Here is a 16,874-nt window from a genome sequence, read left to right on the forward strand (position 1 = left end):
CGATGAAGACGATGGTACGCAACAAGACCTTCTGGCTGTTTCTCGTGGTGCTGTTCGCACTGCCGGTGCTGCCCGGCGCGCTGCAGGTGCCCGAGTACTGGATCACGCTGCTGAACTACATCGGCCTGTATGCGATCGTCGCGATCGGGCTCGTGCTGCTGACGGGCGTCGGCGGGATGACGAGCTTCGGGCAGGCCGCGTTCGTCGGCATCGGCGCGTATGCGACCGCGCTCCTGACGACGCGGTACGGCGTGTCGCCGTGGCTCGCGTTGATCGTCGGCGTCGTGCTGACGGCGCTCGTCGCGCTCGTGCTCGGCGCCGTGACGATGCGGCTGTCCGGGCACTTCCTGCCGCTCGGCACGATCGCGTGGGGCCTCGCGCTGTTCTACCTGTTCGGCAACCTCGAACTGCTCGGCAAGTACGACGGGATCAACGGAATTCCGGCGCTGAACCTGTTCGGCATCCCGCTCGAAAGCGGCCGCAGCCTGTACTTCCTGATCTGGGCGGTGGTGCTGGCCGCGATCGTGTCGGTGCAGAACCTGCTCAACAGCCGCCCGGGCCGCGCGATTCGCGCGCTGCGCGGCGGCGGCGTGATGGCCGAGGCGATGGGCGTGAACACCGCGTGGATGCGCGTGGTGATCTTCGTCTACGCGGCCGTGCTCGCGGCGGTATCGGGCTTCCTGTACGCGCACCTGCAGCGCGCGGTGAACCCGACGCCGTTCGGCCTGAACCACGGGATCGAATTCCTGTTCATGGCGGTGGTGGGCGGCGTGTCGCACGTGTGGGGCGCAGTGCTCGGCGCGGCGATCCTCACCGTGCTGCAGGACTACCTGCAGACGCTGCTGCCGAAGCTGCTCGGTTCGGAAGGCAACTTCGAGATCATCGTGTTCGGCGTACTGATGGTGCTGCTGCTGCAGTACGCGCGCCAGGGCGTATGGCCGTTCGTCGCGAAGCTGTTCCCGCGCGGGCCGCGCGCGCATGTGCCGGAGCAGGCTGACCCGCTGCCGCAGCGCGCGAAGCCCGTGGCCGGCGAGCCGCTGCTCGTCGTCGACAACGCACGCAAGCAGTTCGGCGGGCTGGTGGCCGTCAACGACGTCAGCTTCGACGTGAAAGCCGGGCAGATCATCGGGCTGATCGGCCCGAACGGCGCGGGCAAATCGACCACGTTCAACCTCGTGACCGGCGTGCTGAAGCCGACCGGCGGTGCGATCACGTTTCGTGGCGAGCGCATCGACGGGCTGACGTCGCGTCAGATCGTCCGCCGCGGCATCGGTCGCACGTTCCAGCACGTGAAGCTGTTGCCGGCGATGACGGTGCTCGAGAACGTCGCGATCGGCGCCCATCTTCGCGGTCATACGGGCGTGTGGCGCAGCATCGCGCGGCTCAATGCACACGAGGAAGCGCAGTTGCTGGCCGAAGCCGCGCGCCAGATCCGCCGCGTCGGGCTCGAGAAGCACATGTACGACGAAGCGGGCAGCCTCGCGCTCGGTCAGCAGCGGATTCTCGAAATCGCACGGGCGCTGTGCTGCGATCCGACGTTGCTGCTGCTCGACGAGCCGGCCGCGGGCCTGCGTTACCAGGAGAAGCAGCAACTCGCCGATCTGCTGCGGCGGCTGAAGGCCGAAGGGATGAGCGTGTTGCTCGTGGAACATGACATGGATTTCGTGATGAACCTCACCGACCGGCTGGTGGTGATGGAGTTCGGCACGCGGATCGCGGAAGGGCTGCCGCAGGATGTGCAGCAGGACCCGGCCGTGCTCGAAGCGTATCTGGGCGGGGTGGAGTGATGACGGACACGACGATGCCGATTCTCGAAGTGCGCGGGCTGGCGGTGCGGTACGGGAAGGTGGAGGCGCTGCACGGTGCCGCAATCAAGGTCGGGGCGGGGCAGATCGTCAGCGTGATCGGCCCGAATGGCGCCGGTAAATCGACGCTGCTGAACGCGATCATGGGGGCGCTGCCGGTAACGGGGCACGCGTCGGGCGCGGTCGTGTATCGCGGTAACGATGTCGGCGCGTTGCCGGTCGAGCAGCGCGTCGCACGCGGGATGTGCCTCGTACCGGAGAAGCGCGAGCTGTTCAGCACGATGACGGTCGAGGACAACCTCATATTGGGCGCATATCGGCGCAAGCTGGCTGGGGAAGCGAATTTCCTCGATCAGCTCGATCACGTGTTCGCGCTGTTTCCGCGGCTGAAGGAGCGCCGCAGGCAGGCGGCCGGCACGCTGTCCGGCGGGGAGCGGCAGATGCTGGCGGTCGGCCGTGCGCTGATGGGCAAGCCCGACCTGCTGATGCTCGACGAGCCGAGCCTCGGGCTGGCGCCGCTGATCGTGAAGGAGATCTTTCATATCATCAGCGCGTTGCGCGGCACCGGCGTTGCGACGCTGCTGATCGAGCAGAACGCACGGGCGGCGCTGCAGATCTCCGACTACGGCTATGTGCTGGAGACGGGCGAGTTTGCGCTGGAAGGGCCGGCGGCCGAGCTCGCGCAGAACCCGCGTGTGATCGAGACATATCTCGGGTTGGCGAAGAAGACGGCTTGATTGTTGGGGCGGTGGGCGGGAAACGGGCGGCGTGTTTCACGTGAAACACGCCGTTTTTGTTTGCGAGGTCGCGAGGAGGCTCGATACATCGCCGGTTCGGGACCGGGGGATAAGTCGCGCCGGAATAGTCGGAAGCTCTGTGCGGCGCTGCTCAGGCTTGTTCCACAGGCCGACGATGCGTCGCACTTCAGTGGATAAGTCCCGGGACAACCGACAGAAATGCTGTGAGGAAGAGGGCACAGGGTGTCGGGGTCGGAGTGTTGGGCTTGGCACAGGCATGGGTCAGTTTAGGGTTCCACACTTGCGGGCGCGACTATCAACCCGGCTTTTGCACAGGCAGGACGATGTGCGTTGAACGCTCGTACGCACCGCCGAAGCAGACCCGGCGCGGCAATTCGCCTGTCCCCACCTAAAAAAATGCCGAAATGCACAGACCCTACCATTCGGACGGCCTTCGGGTGAAAAGCGAACCCGCTATAATTCGGCCCATACATTTCTCTGATAGGTTCGTGCGCAGCTCTGCGTACGGAATCCACCATGCTTTTTCCCACAGAATTTGACGTCATCGTCGTCGGCGGCGGTCATGCCGGCACGGAAGCCGCGCTGGCGTCCGCCCGTATGGGCGCAAAGACACTGCTGCTGACCCACAACATCGAAACGCTTGGGCAGATGAGCTGCAATCCGTCGATCGGCGGCATTGGCAAAGGCCATCTGGTCAAGGAAGTCGACGCACTGGGCGGCGCAATGGCCGCCGCGACGGACGAAAGCGGTATTCAGTTCCGGATCCTCAATTCGTCGAAGGGCCCGGCCGTGCGCGCGACGCGTGCGCAGGCCGATCGCATCCTGTACAAGGCCGCGATCCGCCACCGGCTCGAAAATCAGCCGAACCTGTGGCTGTTCCAGCAGGCCGTCGACGACCTGATGGTCGAAGGCGACCGCGTGGTGGGCGCCGTCACGCAGATCGGCATCCGCTTCCGCGCTCGCGCAGTCGTGCTGACGGCCGGTACGTTCCTCGACGGCAAGATCCACGTCGGCCTGAACAACTACACAGGCGGTCGCGCTGGCGATCCGGCGGCCGTGTCGCTGTCGTCGCGCCTGAAGGAGCTGAAGCTGCCGCAGGGCCGCCTGAAGACCGGTACGCCGCCGCGTATCGACGGCCGCACGATCGACTTCTCGAAGCTCGACGAGCAGCCGGGCGACCTCGATCCGATTCCCGTGTTCTCGTTCCTGGGCCGCGCGGAGCAGCATCCGCAGCAGCTGCCGTGCTGGGTCACGCATACGAACGAGCGCACGCACGACATCATTCGCGGCGGTCTCGACCGTTCGCCTATGTATACAGGCGTGATCGAAGGCGTCGGGCCGCGCTATTGCCCGTCGATCGAGGACAAGATCCACCGGTTCGCGTCGAAGGAATCGCACCAGATCTTCCTCGAGCCGGAAGGGCTGACGACCAACGAGTTCTACCCGAACGGGATCTCGACGAGCCTGCCGTTCGATGTCCAGCTCGAGCTCGTGCATTCGATGCGCGGCCTCGAGAATGCACACATCCTGCGCCCCGGTTACGCGATCGAGTACGACTACTTCGACCCGCGTGCACTGAAGGCGTCGCTCGAGACGAAGGCGATCAACGGGCTGTTCTTTGCGGGCCAGATCAACGGCACGACCGGCTACGAGGAAGCGGCTGCGCAGGGTCTGCTGGCCGGCCTCAATGCGGGCCGCTACGTGCAAGAGAAGGATGCATGGTGCCCGCGTCGCGACCAGGCCTATCTGGGCGTGCTGGTCGACGATCTCGTCACGCGCGGCGTGGCCGAGCCGTACCGGATGTTCACGAGCCGGGCCGAGTATCGCCTGAGCCTGCGCGAAGACAACGCCGACATGCGCCTGACCGAGATCGGCCGTGAACTGGGGCTGGTCGACGACGCGCGCTGGGACGCCTTCAGCCGGAAGCGCGACGCTGTTTCACGTGAAACCGAACGCCTGAAGTCGACGTGGGTCACGCCGAAGACGCTGCCGGCGGAAGAGGCGACCGCGCTGCTCGGCAAGGCGATCGATCACGAATACAGTCTCGCCGAGCTGCTGCGGCGCCCGGGCGTGAGCTACGACGGCGTGTGCGGGCTGAAGGGCGGCGAGTGCGGCCCTGCGGAGCCGCTGACGGACGATCCGGTGCTGCTCGAGCAGATCAAGGAGCAGGTCGAGATCGCCATCAAGTATCAGGGCTATATCGAGCGTCAGGCATCCGAGATCGAGCGCAACGACGCGAACGAGAACACGCGCCTGCCGGACGGCATCGACTACCGCGAAGTCCGCGGTCTGTCGTTCGAGGTGAGCCAGAAGCTCAACGAGTTCCGGCCGGAAACGATCGGGCAGGCGTCGCGCATCTCGGGCGTCACGCCCGCGGCCATCTCGCTGCTGATGGTGCACCTGAAGCGTCGCGGCCTGGGCCGTCGTAACGGCACGGCCGCAGAGGCCGCGGAGCAGGGGGACGGCAGCGTCCCGACGCAACAATGACGGCGCGTCGCGCGCCGGCGGTTAATCGGGACGTACTGGAACAGATGCTCGTCGAAGGTACGGCGGCACTCGACCTCACGCTGACGGATACACAACGCAACCAGCTGCTCGACTATGTCGCGCTGCTCGGCAAGTGGAACGCGGTCTACAACCTGACCGCGATCCGCGACCCGAAGCAGATGCTGATCCAGCACATTCTCGATTCGCTTTCCATCGTCCCGCATCTGCGCGGCCGTGCAGCGGCGCGTGTGCTCGACGTCGGCTCGGGCGGCGGGCTGCCCGGTATCGTGCTGGCGATCGTCGAGCCGGGCTGGCAGATCACGCTGAACGATATCGTGCAGAAGAAGTCTGCCTTCCAGACGCAGATGCGCGCGGAGCTGAAGCTCGCGAACCTGTCGGTCGTCACCGGGCGGGTCGAATCGCTGCAGCCGGGTGTCGACGTGCCGGAAAAATTCGACATGATCGTATCCCGCGCTTTCGCGGACCTGTCCGACTTCGTTAAACTTGCTCGACATCTGGTTGCGCCGGGCGGGTCGATCTGGGCGATGAAGGGCGTTCACCCGGACGACGAGATTGCGCGGTTGCCGGAAGGTAGCCGCGTGAAGCAGACGATCCGGCTGGCGGTGCCGATGCTCGATGCGGAGCGGCATCTGTTCGAAGTGGCCGTCGACGACGCGAATTGAAGGCGCGCAGTAGCGCGCCGTTTGTTTGAAGGTAAAGGGAACACACCAACGATGGCAAAGATCTTCTGCGTTGCGAACCAGAAGGGGGGCGTCGGCAAGACGACGACATCGGTCAATCTCGCCGCAAGCCTTGCAGCGCAGGAGCAACGAGTCCTGTTGATCGATCTCGACCCGCAGGGCAACGCGACGATGGGCAGCGGGATCGACAAGGCCGCCTGCGAAGCGACCGTGTACGAAGTGCTGATCGACGGCGTGTCGGTGACCGACGCGCGCGTGCGTCCGGAAGGTGTCACTTACGACGTGCTTCCCGCGAACCGCGAGCTGTCCGGCGCCGAGATCGAGCTGATCAGCATCGACAACCGCGAGCGCCGCCTGAAGGCCGCGCTCGAGCACGTGGCCGACGACTACGATTTCGTGCTGATCGATTGCCCGCCGACGCTGTCGCTGCTGACGCTGAACGGGCTGTGCGCGGCGCATGGCGTCGTGATCCCGATGCAGTGCGAGTACTTCGCACTGGAAGGGCTGTCGGACCTCGTCAACACGATCAAGCAGGTTCACGCGAACATGAACCGCGACCTGAAGATCATCGGCTTGCTGCGCGTGATGTTCGATCCGCGCATCACACTGCAGCAGCAAGTCTCCGATCAACTGAAAGCGCACTTCGGCGACAAGGTGTTCGACGCGGTGATTCCGCGTAACGTGCGCCTGGCGGAAGCGCCGAGTTACGGGTTGCCGGGCGTCGTGTTCGACCGCAGTTCGCGCGGTGCGCAGGCGTATATCCAGTTCGGGGCAGAGATGATCGAGCGCGTGCGCGCGTTCGAGGTGTCGTGATCCGGACATGAGCGAAGCGAGGAAGAAAGACATGAACGCGGTACCAAAGAAGAAGGGCTTGGGACGTGGCCTCGAAGCGCTGCTCGGCGGCAGTGCCGATATCACCGAAGCGGTGAAGATCGAAGGGGCACCGAACACGCTCGCGCTCGGCAAGCTGCAGGCCGGCAAGTACCAGCCGCGCACGCGGATGGACGAGGGCAGCCTGCAGGAGCTCGCGGCAAGCATTCGCGCCCAGGGCGTGATGCAGCCGATCCTGGTACGGCCCATTTCATCAGACAAATACGAGATCATCGCGGGCGAGCGGCGTTTCCGCGCGGCGCGCCTGGCCGGCCTCGATGAAGTGCCGGTGCTCGTGAAGGACGTATCCGATCAGGCTGCCGCCGCGATGGCGCTGATCGAGAACATCCAGCGCGAGGACCTGAATCCGCTTGAAGAGGCGCACGGCATCCAGCGCCTGATCGACGAATTCGGTTTCACGCACGAACAGGCCGCTGAATCGGTCGGCCGTTCGCGCAGCGCGGTATCGAACCTGCTGCGCCTGCTGAATCTCGCGTCGCCGGTGCAGACGATGCTGCTGGCCGGCGATCTCGACATGGGGCACGCGCGTGCGCTGCTCGCCGTCGATGCGGCCACGCAGATCACGCTCGCGCATCAGGTGGTCAACAAGCGCATGTCGGTGCGCGAGACCGAGAAGCTCGTCGCGCACACGACGAAGGAAGCGCCGGCCGTGAAGGCGCGTGCGAAGGACGATGGCGGTCGCGATACGCGTCGCCTCGAAGAGGAGTTGTCCGACCTGCTCGCGTCGACGGTGAAGATCAAGCTCGGCCGTCGCGGGCGAGGGCAGGTGCTGATCGACTTCGGCAACCTCGACGCGCTCGAGGGTATTCTCGCGCGACTGCGCGGCAACGTCGCGACCGAAGAGTAACGGGCAACCCATGGAACAGATGGGCACACCGGCGCCGCGCCGGTGGCTCGGCTGGCTTGCGCAGGAACCGGTACTGTCGGTGCTCGCGCTTGGCCTGATCGTGCTGCAATGGGTGCGTCCGCAACCATTTTCGATACTTGCCGATCGCGTCGACTGGCAGACGGTCGCGACGCTCGCGGGCCTGTTGATGCTGACCAAGGCGCTCGAGCTGTCCGGCTGCCTGATGTGGCTCGCGCATCGCATCGTGCATCACGTGCATTCCGAGCGCGGGCTCGCGATGCTGCTCGTCGGCTTCGCCGCGGTGTTGTCGATGTGGCTCACCAACGACGTCGCGCTGTTTGTCGTCGTGCCGTTGATGGTGTCGCTGCGCGCGCTGACACCGCTGCCGTTCCGGCGGCTCGTGATCGTCGTCGCGCTGGCCGTCAATGCGGGGTCCGTCGCGACACCGCTCGGCAATCCACAGAATCTTTTCCTGTGGCAATTGAGCGGCGTGTCGTTCGGCCGCTTCGTGGTCGCGCTCGGGCCGCTCGCCCTCGCGCTGATGGCGCTGCTGTTCGTGCTGACCGCCTTGATGTTTCGCGCGAAGCCGCTCGACCTGTCCGGCGACGCTGCCGCTTTTCCCGTCCAACGCATGCACGCGCTGATCGCGGCGGTGCTGTTCGCCGCGTTCGTGCTGCTCGCCGATGCGCACCATCCGCTGCCGGGCCTCGTCGGTGTCGCGATCGTGCTGCTCGCCGTCAAACGTGACGCAGTCCTGAAGATCGACTGGCTGCTGCTGCTGATCTTCGTGCTGATGTTCGTCGTGTTGCGCAGCGCGGCTGCGCTGCCCGTGGTGCACGACGCGATTGCACACGCGCAACTCGATTCGCCGCTGCGCGTCTATGCCGCCGGCGCCGTGCTGTCTCAGGTGATCAGCAACGTGCCGGCCGCGATCCTGCTGTCGGAGTTCACGCACGACTGGCGCGCGCTTGCCTTCGGTGTATCGGTCGGCGGCTTCGGTTTCGCGATCGGCTCGCTCGCGAACCTGATCGCGGTGCGTCTCGCGAAGGAGCCGCGCATGTGGCTGCCGTTCCACCTCGTTTCGATTCCGTTCGCGCTGGTGAGCGCGGCGTTCGGCGCGTGGTTGCTCATGCACGGTTGAGCGAGGCCGGCGCATGCGGCACAGGCGTGCCGTTCGGGTGGCGGGCAGGGCGCACAGCGTTCGCGGTGATCGAGGGCTGTTGATAAGCGCTGCAATCCACAGTCGAACATCTGTGGCGGCGTGACAACTGATTGGATGAATCGATGCGCGAGCATCCGGGCGAATTTCGCGCGCCGTGCGCGGTGGTTCGGTCGCGGCGTTTTGCTTGTTCCAGTGTGTCGCGCCGAGTCATTCCCGATCGCTGAATTGCAGCGAATTCCCGGCGGCGATCGCGCCGCTTCCTCCTGGCCCGCAGCGGCCATCGTTTCCCCGCATTTCCTCCATCACCGGACTTTTTCACGCAAGAAATGCCGGTGCGAAAAACCGACCTTACAACTGTCATCGTACGTCGTCGAATCGGGTGTTTTTTCACATCATGAGGCGTCGTTTTATGCAGGTTTTTGTCGCGTCTAAAGCCTTGAATCACTTGCAACTATCGCTTACAATCGCCCGGATTTGTTAGCTAGGCACCCCTGAAAGCTTTCAGAAAGCTTGGGGTCGGGTTCAAGGATTCTGCGGAAGATTGCGATGGCGGGTCAGGCGCCGAACGACAGGCACGATGATCAGCGCACGCAACGCACCGCTTCGGCGGCCGGCGAGCGGCGTGAATCCGACGATGACTGGGATGTCGAGCAGCAAGAAGATGACAACATCGTTCCGCTGACGCGGACCGAGGCCGAAAGGCTGTTCGGTCCGAACGTGAGCAAGCCCTCGCGCGTGACCCCCTACAAGGTGGTGTTCGCGCAAGTGGTCCTGTCCCTGGTTGCAACGCTGGCGTGGTGGCTGTTTTCGAAGTCGCCGGGCGCCGCTGCGCAATCCGCGTTTCTGGGCGGAGCGATCGGCTGGGTGCCCAGTGCGGTATTCGTGGCACGACTGAAGGCAGGTGGCTCGGCCACCGTGATGAGCTGGGTGATGGGCGAAGCCCTGAAACTGGCTCTGACGGTCGGGATGTTCACCGCAGTGGCGTTCGGCTGGGCCGGCGTGCACTGGGTGCCGTTCCTCGTCACGTACCTCGTCGTGCTGAAGACGTACTGGATCGCGCTGGCCTGGCGGTAAGGAACAAGCAGCGTGCGGTTTCGACAACGAACCGCACCGGCCCGTTCCCGCAATAGCGTGTTGCGGAACGGGGCAAAACGATTTTCGACAATTTGGGTGGCATTAACGATATGGCAGCTAGCGAAGGCACGCGTGGTCCGGATCCGTCCGAGTACATTGCGCACCACTTGCAGAATTTCTCCACCTCGCATCAGACGTCGATTTTCGACATCCACGTCTGGAATATCGACACGCTGTTCTGGTCGATCGTCTGCGGCATCGTGACGATCCTCCTGCTGCGTCTGGCCGCTCGCAAGGCGACGTCGGGCGTGCCGGGCCGTTTCCAGTGCGCGATCGAGATGCTCGTCGAAATGGTCGAAGACCAGTCGAAGGCCATCGTCCACGGCAATCGCACCTTCATCGCGCCGCTCGCCCTCACGGTGTTCGTGTGGGTCGCGCTGATGAACTCCCTCGACTTCCTCCCGGTCGACCTGCCGGGCCGCGTGATCGGCCTGCTCGGTCTGTCGGACGTGATTTCCCACCATCGCATCGTCCCGACGGCCGACCTGAACGGCACGCTCGGCATCGCGCTCGGCGTGTTCGTCCTGATGATCTACTACAGCATCAAGATCAAGGGCGCGGGCGGCTTTGTGCATGAGCTGCTGTCGGCCCCGTTCGGCGCCCACCCGCTGCTGTGGATCCCGAACCTCGCGCTCAACATCGTCGAATATCTCGCAAAGACCGTCTCCCTCGGTATGCGGCTGTTCGGCAACATGTACGCGGGTGAGCTGTTGTTCCTGTTGATCGCCCTGCTCGGCAGCATGTGGAGCTTCGGTGGCGACGCAACGTTCCTCGGCTTCGTTGGTCATGTGATCGCGGGTAGCGTCTGGGCAATCTTCCACATCCTGATTGTTCTGTTGCAGGCATTCATTTTCATGATGCTGACGCTGGTGTATCTCGGCCAGGCGCACGACACGCACTAAGCGTGGCGTGCAAGAAAGAGTCTTCGTTTTAGTTTTTTAAATCTCAGTTCCAAGTCTTTTCACAAAGGAGTGATCATGCAAGCTTACATCGCCAACATCCAGGGTCTGACCGCCATCGGTATCGGCATCATCATCGGCCTGGGTGCAATCGGCGCCTGTATCGGTATCGCGCTGATGGGTGGCAAGTACATCGAAGCCTGCGCACGTCAGCCGGAACTCATCAACCCGCTGCAAACGAAGATGTTCCTGCTGGCTGGTCTGATCGACGCTGCATTCCTGATCGGCGTGGGTGTCGCAATGCTGTTCGCGTTCGCGAACCCGCTCCTGTCGAAGCTCGTCGCAGGCTAAGGTTCCTCGGAAATATGCGTCCGGCGTGAGCCGGCGCAGGGCGGAACGGAGACTTGGGGCGCTGATCGAATGCAACTCGATGAGCGCCTTACCGTTTCATTTTTCCGGAATAGCAGATAAGGAAACACCGTGAATCTCAACGCAACTCTGTTTGCGCAAATGGTCGTGTTCCTGGTCCTCGCGTGGTTCACGATGAAATTCGTGTGGCCGCCGTTGATCAACGCCCTCGACGAACGTTCGAAGAAGATCGCCGACGGCCTCGCCGCCGCCGAGAAGGGCAAGGCGGAACTCGACGCAGCGCACAAGCGCGTGGACCAGGAACTCGCGCAGGCCCGCAACGACGGCCAGCAGCGCATCGCCGACGCTGAAAAGCGTGCGCAGGCGGTCGCCGAGGAAATCAAGGCCAACGCCCAGGCTGAAGCCGCCCGCATCGTCGCCCAGGCGAAGGCGGAAGCAGAACAGCAAATCGTGAAGGCGCGCGAAGCGCTGCGTGGCGAAGTCGCCTCGCTGGCCGTGAAGGGCGCCGAGCAGATCCTGAAGCGCGAAGTCGATCAAACGGCCCACGCCCAACTGCTGAATCAACTGAAAGCCGAGCTCTGATCATGGCCGAACTTGCAACCATCGCCCGCCCTTACGCAGAAGCGCTGTTCCGCGTGGCCGAGGGAGGTGACATCGCCGCCTGGTCCACGCTCGTGCAAGAGCTGGCCCAGGTTGCGCGTCTGCCGGAAGTGCTGTCGGTCGCGTCGAGCCCGAAGGTGACGCGCACGCAAGTAGCCGAGCTGCTGCTTGCGGCGGTGAAGTCGCCGGTCGCGGCCGGCGCCGAAGCGAAGAACTTCGTGCAGATGCTGGTCGACAATCATCGCATCGCGCTGCTGCCGGAAATTGCCGAGCAGTTCGAGGCGCTCAAGAACGAACGTGAAGGCGCAGCCGACGCCGAGATCGTGAGCGCGTTCCCGCTGAACGGCTCGGATCTCGAAAGCCTCGTGTCTGGCCTCGAACGCAAGTTCAAGCGCAAGCTGAAACCGACGGTCGAAGTCGATTCGTCGCTGATCGGCGGCGTGCGCGTGACGGTCGGCGACGAAGTGCTCGACACCTCGGTTCGCGCGCGTCTCGCATCGATGCAGGCTGCCTTGACCGCCTGAGCGCCACGCCGGCACGCAACAGAATTGACTATCAGGAGCGAATAATGCAACTCAATCCCTCTGAGATCAGCGAGCTGATCAAGAGCCGGATCCAGGGCCTTGAAGCGAGCGCAGACGTTCGCAACCAGGGCACCGTGATCTCCGTGACCGACGGTATCGTGCGTATCCACGGCCTGTCGGACGTGATGCAGGGCGAAATGCTCGAGTTTCCGGGCAACACGTTCGGCCTCGCGCTGAACCTCGAGCGCGACTCGGTCGGCGCGGTGATTCTCGGCGAATACGAACACATCTCGGAAGGCGACGTCGTCAAGACGACGGGCCGCATTCTGGAAGTCCCGGTGGGTCCGGAACTCGTCGGCCGCGTGGTCGACGCGCTCGGCAACCCGATCGACGGCAAGGGCCCGGTCAACGCCAAGCTGACCGACGCGATCGAAAAGATCGCCCCCGGCGTGATCTGGCGTAAGTCGGTGTCGCAGCCGGTGCAGACGGGCATCAAGTCGATCGACGCGATGGTGCCGATCGGCCGTGGCCAGCGTGAGCTGATCATCGGCGACCGTCAGTGCGGCAAGACCGCGGTGGCGCTCGACGCGATCATCAACCAGAAGGGCAAGGACCTGATCTGTATCTACGTCGCGATCGGCCAGAAGGCTTCGTCGATCATGAACGTGGTTCGCAAGCTCGAAGAAACGGGCGCGATGGAATACACGATCGTCGTCGCCGCTTCGGCGTCGGATTCCGCCGCGATGCAGTACCTGGCACCGTACGCCGGCTGCACGATGGGCGAATACTTCCGCGACCGCGGCCAAGACGCGCTGATCATCTATGACGACTTGACCAAGCAGGCTTGGGCATACCGTCAGATCTCGCTGCTGCTGCGCCGCCCGCCGGGCCGTGAAGCTTACCCGGGTGACGTGTTCTATCTGCACTCGCGTCTGCTCGAGCGCGCGGCTCGCGTGTCGGAAGAGTACGTCGAGAAGTTCACGAACGGCGAAGTGAAGGGCAAGAGCGGCTCGCTGACGGCGCTGCCGGTCATCGAAACGCAGGCAGGCGACGTGACCGCGTTCGTTCCGACGAACGTGATCTCGATTACCGACGGCCAGATCTTCCTGGAAACCGACCTGTTCAACGCAGGCATCCGCCCGGCAATCAACGCCGGCGTGTCGGTGTCGCGCGTCGGTGGCGCCGCTCAGACGAAGGTCGTGAAGAAGCTGTCGGGCGGTATCCGTACCGACCTCGCGCAGTACCGTGAACTGGCCGCATTCGCGCAGTTCGCATCGGACCTCGACGAAGCGACCCGCAAGCAGCTCGAGCGCGGCCGCCGCGTGACGGAACTGCTGAAGCAGCCGCAGTACCAGCCGCTGCAGGTCTGGGAACTGGCCGTGTCGCTGTATGCCGCGAACAACGGCTACCTCGACGATCTCGACGTCAAGCAAGTGCTGCCGTTCGAGAAGGGCCTGCGCGACAACCTGAAGACCAGCCACGCTGACCTCATCAAGCGCATCGAAGACACCAAGGATCTCTCGAAGGACGACGAAGGCGCGCTGCGCGCGGCGATCGAATCCTTCAAGAAGTCCGGTGCCTATTGATCCGCGAGTGACACACTGAGGCCGCGCGGGGGCTGATGCGCCCGCGCCGCTTCGGTGAGCGATGCATGAGCCCCGAGTAAAGCACTAACTCGGGGCGCAAAGGAGCAAGCTATGGCTGGAATGAAGGAAATTCGCGGCAAGATCAAGAGCGTGCAGAACACGCGCAAGATCACGAAGGCGATGGAGATGGTGGCCGCATCGAAGATGCGTCGCGCGCAGGAACGCATGCGCGCCGCTCGTCCGTATGCAGACAAGGTCCGTGCCATCGCCGCGCACATGAGCCGTGCGAACCCGGAGTACCGCCACCCGTTCATGGTGGCGAACGAAGGCGTGAACACGGCCGGCATCATCCTCGTCACGACGGACAAGGGTCTGTGCGGCGGTCTGAACACCAACGTGCTGCGTGCGACGGTGCAGAAGTTCAAGGAGCTGGAAGAGAAGGGCCAGAAGGTCGAAGCTACCGCGATCGGTAGCAAGGGCCTCGGGTTCCTGAACCGCTTCGGCGCGAAGGTGATGTCGCAGGTCGTGCACCTCGGCGACACCCCGCACCTGGACAAGCTGATCGGCGCCGTGAAGACGCAGCTCGATCTGTACTCGGAAGGCAAGCTGTCGGCGGTTTATATCGCGTACACGCGCTTCGTCAACACGATGAAGCAGGAAGCCGTGATCGAGCAACTGCTGCCGCTGTCGTCGGACCACTTCGATGCGGATGACGGCACGCCGTCGACGTCGTGGGATTACATCTACGAGCCGGACGCGCAGGCAGTCGTCGACGAACTGCTCGTGCGTTACGTCGAGGCGCTGGTGTACCAGGCCGTCGCGGAGAACATGGCGTCCGAGCAATCGGCGCGCATGGTCGCGATGAAGGCCGCGTCCGACAACGCGAAGACGGTGATCAGCGAACTGCAGCTCGTGTACAACAAGAGCCGCCAGGCCGCGATTACGAAAGAACTGTCGGAGATCGTCGGCGGCGCAGCCGCTGTTTAAGCGCGCGCCCGGGACGACAACTGCGCCTTTGCGCGAGTAAAGAATCAGGTATTTAAAGGAAAAGCGATGAGTACTGCTGCTTTGGTAGAAGGCAAGATCGTACAGTGCATCGGCGCCGTTATCGACGTGGAATTCCCGCGCGACAGCATGCCGAAGATCTACGACGCGCTTATTCTCGATGGCTCGGAACTGACGCTCGAAGTCCAGCAGCAGCTGGGCGACGGCGTGGTCCGTACCATTTGTCTGGGTGCATCCGACGGCCTGCGCCGCGGCCTGACCGTGAAGAACACGGCCAAGCCGATCTCGGTGCCGGTCGGCAAGCCGACCCTCGGTCGTATCATGGACGTGCTCGGCCGTCCGATCGACGAAGCCGGCCCGATCGAGAGCGACGTGACGCGTTCGATCCACCAGAAGGCACCGGCGTTCGACGAACTGTCGCCGTCGACCGAACTGCTCGAAACGGGTATCAAGGTCATCGACCTGATCTGCCCGTTCGCGAAGGGCGGCAAGGTTGGCCTGTTCGGTGGTGCAGGCGTGGGCAAGACCGTCAACATGATGGAGCTCATCAACAACATCGCGAAGGAGCACGGCGGTTACTCCGTGTTCGCGGGCGTGGGCGAGCGTACCCGTGAAGGGAACGACTTCTACCACGAAATGAAGGACTCGAACGTTCTCGACAAGGTCGCGCTGGTGTACGGCCAGATGAACGAGCCGCCGGGCAACCGTCTGCGCGTCGCGCTGACCGGCCTGACGATGGCCGAGCACTTCCGTGACGAAGGCCTCGACGTGCTGTTCTTCGTCGACAACATCTACCGTTTCACGCTGGCCGGTACCGAAGTGTCGGCACTGCTCGGCCGTATGCCGTCGGCAGTGGGCTATCAGCCGACGCTGGCTGAAGAAATGGGCAAGCTGCAAGAGCGCATCACGTCGACCAAGAAGGGCTCGATTACGTCGGTTCAGGCCGTGTACGTCCCTGCGGACGACTTGACCGACCCGTCGCCGGCGACGACCTTCGGCCACCTGGACGCAACCGTCGTTCTGTCGCGTGACATCGCTTCGCTGGGTATCTACCCGGCGGTCGACCCGCTCGACTCGACGTCGCGCCAGATCGACCCGAACGTGATCGGTGAAGAGCACTACTCGATCACCCGCCGCGTTCAGCAGACGCTGCAGCGCTACAAGGAACTGCGCGACATCATCGCGATTCTGGGCATGGACGAACTGTCGCCGGAAGACAAGCTGTCGGTCGCACGTGCGCGTAAGATCCAGCGTTTCCTGTCGCAGCCGTTCCACGTCGCTGAAGTGTTCACGGGCTCGCCGGGCAAGTACGTGCCGCTGAAGGAAACGATCCGCGGCTTCAAGATGATCGTCGACGGCGAGTGCGACCACCTGCCGGAACAGGCGTTCTACATGGTCGGCACGATCGACGAAGCCTTCGAAAAGGCCAAGAAGATCCAGTAAGGGCTTGAGTAAGTAGCATGCTGGCGCGTGCCGGCTGGTTGCATGAGTCAGTCGTGACTTATGCGCCAGCCACACGCACCGACCGCAATACGCTCAACCCGCCGTGCATGGGATCGGAGTAAGCGCTAAAGCGCTAACTCCGATCGACAGGAGTTCGATATGGCAACCATCAAAGTAGACGTCGTCAGCGCGGAAGAGCAGATCTTCTCGGGCGAGGCGAAATTCGTCGCGCTGCCGGGCGAAACGGGTGAGCTGGGTATTCTGCCGGGTCACACGCCGCTGATCACGCGGATTCGTCCGGGTGCGGTGCGCATCGAAGTCGAGGGCGGCAACGACGAATTCGTGTTCGTCGCGGGCGGCATTCTCGAAGTGCAGCCGGGCGCCGTGACGGTGCTCGCCGATACCGCGATCCGCGGCAAGGACCTCGACGCGGCGAAAGCCGAGGAAGCGCGCAAGCGTGCCGAGGAAACGCTGCAGAACGCGAAGTCGGACCTCGACCTCGCAAAGGCGCAATCCGAGCTCGCGACCGCGATGGCGCAGCTCGAAGCGATCCAGCGTTTGGCGAAGATCCGCAGCCGGCACTGAGCCGCGCCGCGTATCCCGCGAAAGAAAGCAGCCTTCGGGCTGCTTTTTTTTCGCCCGCCGTTTTCGTCTGTCTTTTTG

The 16,874-nt window shown here is 63.8% G+C and carries 16 protein-coding genes; all 16 read left to right on the forward strand.

From position 1 onward, the window contains the following. Positions 1 to 2 precede the first annotated feature (2 nt). Entirely contained in the window at positions 3 to 1,787 is a 1,785-nt protein-coding gene (locus HWX03_RS32015) for a branched-chain amino acid ABC transporter ATP-binding protein/permease (protein ID WP_175874011.1), read from the forward strand. Beyond that, a complete protein-coding gene (locus tag HWX03_RS32020) occupies positions 1,787 to 2,542 on the forward strand; it encodes an ABC transporter ATP-binding protein (protein ID WP_175874012.1) in 756 nt (251 codons plus the stop codon). Before HWX03_RS32015 ends, HWX03_RS32020 begins: the two co-directional genes overlap by 1 nt. 537 nt (positions 2,543 to 3,079) lie before the next feature. Further along, entirely contained in the window at positions 3,080 to 5,050 is a 1,971-nt protein-coding gene (gene mnmG, locus HWX03_RS32025; protein WP_175823384.1) for a tRNA uridine-5-carboxymethylaminomethyl(34) synthesis enzyme MnmG, read from the forward strand. Next, positions 5,047 to 5,733, forward strand: coding sequence for a 16S rRNA (guanine(527)-N(7))-methyltransferase RsmG (gene rsmG / locus HWX03_RS32030; protein ID WP_175874013.1), 687 nt, complete (start codon positions 5,047 to 5,049; stop codon positions 5,731 to 5,733). The genes mnmG and rsmG overlap by 4 nt, the downstream gene beginning before the upstream one ends. A 51-nt stretch (positions 5,734 to 5,784) precedes the next feature. Next, on the forward strand, positions 5,785 to 6,564 hold the full coding sequence (locus HWX03_RS32035) for a ParA family protein (RefSeq protein ID WP_174388699.1): 780 nt from the start codon (positions 5,785 to 5,787) through the stop codon (positions 6,562 to 6,564). 31 nt (positions 6,565 to 6,595) lie between these two features. After that, positions 6,596 to 7,489 (forward strand): ParB/RepB/Spo0J family partition protein, encoded by an 894-nt coding sequence (locus HWX03_RS32040; RefSeq protein ID WP_174388700.1) that lies wholly within the window; start codon positions 6,596 to 6,598, stop codon positions 7,487 to 7,489. 10 nt (positions 7,490 to 7,499) lie between these two features. Then, complete coding sequence (locus tag HWX03_RS32045) at positions 7,500 to 8,630, forward strand: SLC13 family permease (protein WP_175874014.1); 1,131 nt, start codon at positions 7,500 to 7,502, stop codon at positions 8,628 to 8,630. 567 nt (positions 8,631 to 9,197) lie between these two features. Further along, positions 9,198 to 9,725 (forward strand): ATP synthase subunit I, encoded by a 528-nt coding sequence (locus HWX03_RS32050; RefSeq protein WP_175874015.1) that lies wholly within the window; start codon positions 9,198 to 9,200, stop codon positions 9,723 to 9,725. A 110-nt stretch (positions 9,726 to 9,835) separates the two neighbouring features. After that, entirely contained in the window at positions 9,836 to 10,687 is an 852-nt protein-coding gene (gene atpB / locus HWX03_RS32055; protein ID WP_050015830.1) for a F0F1 ATP synthase subunit A, read from the forward strand. 75 nt (positions 10,688 to 10,762) lie between these two features. Beyond that, the gene (atpE, locus tag HWX03_RS32060; RefSeq protein ID WP_021160442.1) at positions 10,763 to 11,035 is read left to right on the forward strand and encodes a F0F1 ATP synthase subunit C; all 273 of its coding nucleotides are present in this window, start codon (positions 10,763 to 10,765) and stop codon (positions 11,033 to 11,035) included. Positions 11,036 to 11,164: 129 nt separating this feature from the next. Beyond that, complete coding sequence (locus HWX03_RS32065) at positions 11,165 to 11,635, forward strand: F0F1 ATP synthase subunit B (protein WP_006751767.1); 471 nt, start codon at positions 11,165 to 11,167, stop codon at positions 11,633 to 11,635. A gap of 2 nt (positions 11,636 to 11,637) precedes the next feature. Beyond that, complete coding sequence (locus HWX03_RS32070; protein WP_126359026.1) at positions 11,638 to 12,177, forward strand: F0F1 ATP synthase subunit delta; 540 nt, start codon at positions 11,638 to 11,640, stop codon at positions 12,175 to 12,177. A gap of 44 nt (positions 12,178 to 12,221) precedes the next feature. Continuing rightward, the gene (gene atpA / locus HWX03_RS32075; protein WP_174432119.1) at positions 12,222 to 13,763 is read left to right on the forward strand and encodes a F0F1 ATP synthase subunit alpha; all 1,542 of its coding nucleotides are present in this window, start codon (positions 12,222 to 12,224) and stop codon (positions 13,761 to 13,763) included. A 111-nt stretch (positions 13,764 to 13,874) separates the two neighbouring features. Next, entirely contained in the window at positions 13,875 to 14,750 is an 876-nt protein-coding gene (gene atpG / locus HWX03_RS32080; protein ID WP_174432120.1) for a F0F1 ATP synthase subunit gamma, read from the forward strand. Positions 14,751 to 14,816: 66 nt separating this feature from the next. After that, entirely contained in the window at positions 14,817 to 16,211 is a 1,395-nt protein-coding gene (gene atpD / locus HWX03_RS32085) for a F0F1 ATP synthase subunit beta (protein ID WP_006477287.1), read from the forward strand. 159 nt (positions 16,212 to 16,370) lie between these two features. Next, positions 16,371 to 16,796 carry a F0F1 ATP synthase subunit epsilon gene (locus HWX03_RS32090; RefSeq protein WP_006477288.1) on the forward strand — a complete coding sequence of 142 codons (426 nt, stop codon included), beginning with the start codon at positions 16,371 to 16,373 and terminating at the stop codon, positions 16,794 to 16,796. Positions 16,797 to 16,874: the final 78 nt, after the last annotated feature.

Origin of the sequence: Burkholderia sp. BCC0397, assembly GCF_902832865.1 — a bacterium.
Lineage (GTDB): Bacteria > Pseudomonadota > Gammaproteobacteria > Burkholderiales > Burkholderiaceae > Burkholderia.